Source organism: Prevotellamassilia timonensis (genome assembly GCF_021531665.1).
In the GTDB taxonomy this organism is placed as follows: domain Bacteria; phylum Bacteroidota; class Bacteroidia; order Bacteroidales; family Bacteroidaceae; genus Alloprevotella.
Map to the genome: position 1 here is coordinate 1 of NZ_JADYUH010000183.1, position 328 is coordinate 328.

Here is a 328-nt window from a genome sequence, read left to right on the forward strand (position 1 = left end):
ATAGCCTGTGTGGGCGCTTTCCAGACATGCGAATAAATCTCTGTATCATATCCGCATTATGAATCAGCGTCTTTACATTAGAGACAGAAAGATGCATGCCGCAGCTCCGGGAAAAAAACCTCGCCACGTTGATAGAAGAGAGTGACATATTGAACGCAAAGTCCAGTGATTCCCTCTTCCGTGATTGGCAATGGGTGAGTCCAGTAAACTGCTTTGCATCGCGGTAAAGATACTCAATCTGGAATCGGCTTCGGTAGATGTCCATGATGTCCTTGGCAGACATTGAAGTTTCAGTAGAGAAGAACACCTTCCTTTCCTGAGTCTTCTT

1 protein-coding gene is annotated in these 328 nt (G+C 45.4%); it reads right to left on the reverse strand.

Annotated elements, in window-relative coordinates; all coding sequences use genetic code 11:
* Positions 1–283: transposase (locus tag I6E40_RS10790; RefSeq protein WP_235387289.1), on the reverse strand; the 283-nt coding region annotated here is incomplete at its 3' end.
* Positions 284–328 lie beyond the last annotated feature (45 nt).